Raw genomic sequence first — 1,259 nt, 5'->3', positions numbered from 1 at the left:
CGGGTTTTGCATAACAAAAAAAGGTCAATCATGGCGGTATCTGACCATAATCAACCTGTTTAATGTATGCGAATTGAAGAAATCTTTATTGTGGTATTACAAGGGTTAAGTATGTTACTGGTTGGATGATTGGTTTAATCGATACTGGGTAGCCCGCCTATTAACAAGTAAGTAATATTATACTACTCATTCAAATGTTGAAGATCTAAATCACTCAATTACCCCTTAAAACACTTAAGAAAAAAATAGTTTCTAGCTTATTCTTCTTCGTCATCGTACAGTGAATCTAAAAATTCATTAAGATCATTTGCAAGGAAGTACATATTTCTCATATCATCTGGATTCTCCGATTCTTGTTCGTGATCCCAAAAATATATGTTATTGTAGTACTTTTCATTTAATCCCAAACAAATCACATTTCCTGATGGATCGTTTCCAATAGGAATAAATCCTGTTGGAAGCCTATATTCATAAATATCTATATATTCTTCTAAATTACTGTACATATCACCAATACCATAAAAAATATTAAGTACACCTGCTCCTTGTTCATCAGAAATTTTAAACATGCTTGGTGAAGGATCTCCGCCATTTGATTCTAATAGGAATTTTATATATTGCTCAGTAAAATTTAAATTAAACTTGCGCTGAAATTCATTAATTTCCTTTAAAGTAATTGGTTCATGTGATCCATCCATTTGCACCATAGTTACACACCTCTATTAATTTATTCACTATCTTTCCCATTAACTTTAGATATTCCACCACTATGGGTAAATTCACCATGTATCTTCTCTTCAACTAAGATCATTGTCTTACCATCTTGATGATGATGCCAAGTATAACCTTTTGGTGGTTTATTGGACTTAGATACTGGTGGAACGGAATCCTTAGTCAAGCCAGCCTCTGCATTTGCTGCTTTATAATCTGCTGGTCGATTTGTTGGTGAAGCAAACTCAATTTCAACTGGTTCAACAGTTGGGTGATAGTACTTTGAAAAATCAGGGTAGCCATCAGGATAACTTACAGATTGCCCCTTCTTATTTGTATAGGTCCAAGTTCCATTCTCATCAACCGAGATTGTCCCACCTTTATCATACCACTTTTTAGGAACAGGTGAGTTCATAGGCTTAGTTTTCATCATTTCTTTTGTAATATCTGATAGTTCTAATTTTCCTGTCTTTTTACCCGTCTCCTCAGTATTCCCATCAATGGCCTTAGTTCCATCTTTCGATGATGGAGCTTCTTTAGGTATTGGT

2 protein-coding genes are annotated in these 1,259 nt (G+C 34.4%); both read right to left on the bottom strand.

Annotated elements, in window-relative coordinates; translation table 11 throughout:
- Positions 1-257: 257 nt before the first annotated feature.
- On the bottom strand, positions 258-707 hold the full coding sequence (locus Q0V21_RS32670) for an SMI1/KNR4 family protein (protein WP_079350113.1): 450 nt from the start codon (positions 705-707) through the stop codon (positions 258-260).
- A gap of 20 nt (positions 708-727) precedes the next feature.
- Entirely contained in the window at positions 728-1,126 is a 399-nt protein-coding gene (locus Q0V21_RS32665) for an HNH endonuclease (protein WP_483312395.1), read from the bottom strand.
- Positions 1,127-1,259: the final 133 nt, after the last annotated feature.

The organism is Paenibacillus sp. 11B, assembly GCF_030487755.1.
In the GTDB taxonomy this organism is placed as follows: Bacteria; Bacillota; Bacilli; order Paenibacillales; family Paenibacillaceae; genus Paenibacillus; species Paenibacillus vandeheii.
The sequence above is the reverse complement of the archived record's forward strand: the minus strand, read 5'-3'. Positions and strand labels throughout refer to the sequence as shown.